The 3023-nt window shown below is 58.0% G+C and carries 3 protein-coding genes; 1 reads left to right on the top strand and 2 read right to left on the bottom strand.

What is annotated here, in order from left to right:
• Positions 1-262 precede the first annotated feature (262 nt).
• Positions 263-1297 (top strand): ParB N-terminal domain-containing protein, encoded by a 1035-nt coding sequence (locus NP3_RS45845; protein ID WP_157125019.1) that lies wholly within the window; start codon positions 263-265, stop codon positions 1295-1297.
• A gap of 1021 nt (positions 1298-2318) precedes the next feature.
• On the opposite strand, the gene NP3_RS45855 is transcribed toward NP3_RS45845, so the two are convergent.
• Together NP3_RS45855 and NP3_RS47535 are read right to left on the bottom strand one after the other, a co-directional pair.
• Complete coding sequence (locus NP3_RS45855; protein ID WP_063047954.1) at positions 2319-2729, bottom strand: type II toxin-antitoxin system VapC family toxin; 411 nt, start codon at positions 2727-2729, stop codon at positions 2319-2321.
• On the bottom strand, positions 2716-2934 hold the full coding sequence (locus NP3_RS47535; RefSeq protein ID WP_084509712.1) for a hypothetical protein: 219 nt from the start codon (positions 2932-2934) through the stop codon (positions 2716-2718). Before NP3_RS47535 ends, NP3_RS45855 begins: the two co-directional genes overlap by 14 nt.
• Positions 2935-3023: the final 89 nt, after the last annotated feature.

The raw sequence follows: 3023 nt of genomic DNA on the forward strand, positions 1-3023 counted from the left end.
GTAAGACCTAGTCTTACTGAAGGGCCGTTCCCCTTGGGGAGCGGCCCTTTGTGTTTGTAGCGATTGATCGATCGCCGCTGGGGCGTACAGATAAGAAACCAAATGGATGGTTTATCCGCGGATAGAGAAAGATTCCCCCGCGGTTGGGTGATATCTCCATGATCGGTAGCCGCGGCTTGCGAAATTATTATCCGCGGCTGTACCCCACTTGAGTTCTCTGTAGCAGTACGGAGCATTGAGCTCCCCGCACTTAGGAGCGGAGTTGTCTGAAGCGGTCAGCGGCACTTTTGCGACGCATGTACAGGTCGGTAAGGGGCAGCCGATTCGGGTGATGCCGGTAAGGGATCATTTGTCGTTCGCCACAATCAGTTGGGCGCACTTGTCTCGGATTGTTCCCGATCCGCGTCGGGCGGAGGATCCTAAGGCCTTGCCGTACTTGTCGGTGGCCGAGCGGGAACAAGCGGAGATCCGAAACGAGATTCAGCGCATGATCCAGGGGACCAAGAAGCGTGAAAACGCAAAGGACTACGCACGCTACATCGCGGATGGACTTAGGGGCATGCGCGGTGAAGCATGGGCGACCCCGCCGTTTGCGTTGTGGATTTCAGAGGAATTGGAGCATTTCTCGGCCGATGGGCCATTTGGTACGGACCACATCGCGTACCTGCCGTTCGATGCAAGCGGTGTGCTCATGGACGCCGAGACGCAGCATCTCGCCCACATTCACCTGGCGGAAAGTCCCGCAACCTACGGCATAACCCGCGACCAGGTCAATTCGCGAGTGGTCTGTGCTGAGATCTATCACGGGATCTCGTTGGCGTCCGCTCGGCAGATCTTCCATGATCGAAATCTGCTTGGTGTCATTCCGAACAAGAACGTTGCTCTCAACTCTGACTCAAATGATGCTGCAACGAGCATCACATTCGGACTGATGGGTCGCGTGACGGTGCCGAACGCGCTGACCGATGAGGCTGTTCCGCTCAAGTCGTTGGTTTCGACGAATAAGCGGCAGTTGAAGGTCAGCGACCCTGAATGGTTGACATTGTCGACACTTCGCTCCTTCACGGTCACGACGCTCTTCGGGCGACCCGGATTTGAGAAGACCAGTGGAGCGGTTACCGTCGACGACCTTCCGAGCGGCTATGGGAAGGAAGAGGTCGAGTCCGCAATTGCGAGGGTGGCGGAAGTGATGTTCCGGCACTTCGCAGAGCAGTTCTATAACCGAACTGAGACGGTCATTGCAGCGCCTGCGGTGCTCGCCGCTCTGGGGGGCGTTGCCCATCGGTGCATGCCATAGAGTGATGAACCACGCCGGTCGATCGAGGACCTGCAATTTCTTCTCGCAGATGTGGTTTGGGCTCGCAGGCCCGCCATTTGGGATGGCATCGCTGGCAAGACCACGTCGACGGGAGCGCTGTCGCTCGCCGGCGGTGTAAAGGACAACGGTTCGAAGACGGCGACTGCACTTGAAGATGCGGCGTCGCAGTCGTTCGACCGAATTCGTGGTCGACTGGGCGTACACGCACCGACCATCGACTGAGACACTGAGCTGCTGGCTGCGCTGATGCGCCCGCAGCCTTTCCTCAAACCTTGCGGAAGAGAATCAGCGTGCTTTTACTGTCAACATTTGCTGGCCCCCTTCACATTTCGGTCACGCGAGCGTGGTGGGCGTGCGCATGAAGACCTCGATAAGACAGGCTGTGGTTGGGGTGGGAGCCGCCACAAGTATGGTTGGGATTGCCAACGTGGTGTTGATGGTTGCTCAACGAAGCTCGGGGAATGGTCCATCGCTTGGACTACTCGTCGTATTAGTTGCGCTGATTCTCATTACCGCTGTGCTTACATCGCTCGCCCTTGTCTTGAGCTACCTGGAAGGTCGGCCGTACCGAGAGCTCCTGATGGAAGCAACACGACGACCTGAGCATTCAAACGCGTTAGCTCAGATTATTGATGCGGATTCGCGTCATGAAGCCATCAAGAGCGGCCATGGTCTGGTCGACAAGGATCAGGGGCTTCTCTACCGGCCCGATGTGGCATGGCCGAGTGGGCGAGTCCGTACGCCGCCAAACAATTTTCGTCGAGACCGTGTGAGTCGATAGCTATGCTTGCTGATGATCGAGGTGAAAGTTGTTCGCAGCACTGATGATCTGGCTTTGTCCAACCACTCACCTCCTGCCGTAAGTTCTGAATTCCCCAAACCAAGTACGCCTCCGCGGCAGACCGAGCAGCGCCGCCCTGGGTGGTCCCGTCAATGGGACCTGTCAGATGCGATTGGCATGTCGGCTGCGATGGAAATGTGGCGCCTGAGATTTGGGTGCTCACGGCAGCAGCTTGAACGCACTTGTGTGGCGGGGCGTGATCGCGTGGAAGTGGCGGTGGTCTAGCGTAGCGACCTCGGTCAGGCCGAGACGTTCGGAAACTGCGATAACCGACGCATCGGCGACACCGAGTGGGAATCCTTGATATTGGGTCATCAACTCGGCCATCCGGGTCAAGTCGATGGTCGTGATGTCGATCTGGGTCAGGTCACCAGCGACGAGGGCCTCGATGAGGTTCGTCTCCGCCGTGGGACCCACATACTTGCAGATGAGATAGCACGCCTCGGTTACGACGTATGGTGTGATTAAAAGTTCGTCTGTCCGACTATTTAGCAGATCGGCGCATCGAGCATGGTCGGTGTCGCGGCGGTTCAGGTAGGCGACAAGTGGACCGGTGTCAACGATCAGCATCGGTTCGACCGATCTCGTCACGCAGAACGTCTTTGGCGCGCGCGCCGAGGTCAGTAGCAGGACCATCGAACGTTCGGAGGACTGAGAATCGGTCAGATTTCGGTCGGACCAGCCGCAGCACATGTTGCCGCACCTCATCGGCCTGCTGGGGTTCCAGTTGGTCGATGAGCATGTGAAGCTCGGAGTAGTCGCGCGCAGCGGTCACAGGTTTATCCTACGGTAGACAGCCTTTCGCTGAGTTGAGGTCCAGCCGAGGCGGTGGCAGGCAACTGGCCCGGCGAGAGGGAACCGCAA

Source organism: Nocardia pseudovaccinii NBRC 100343 (assembly GCF_001613225.1).
Lineage (GTDB): Bacteria > Actinomycetota > Actinomycetes > Mycobacteriales > Mycobacteriaceae > Nocardia > Nocardia pseudovaccinii.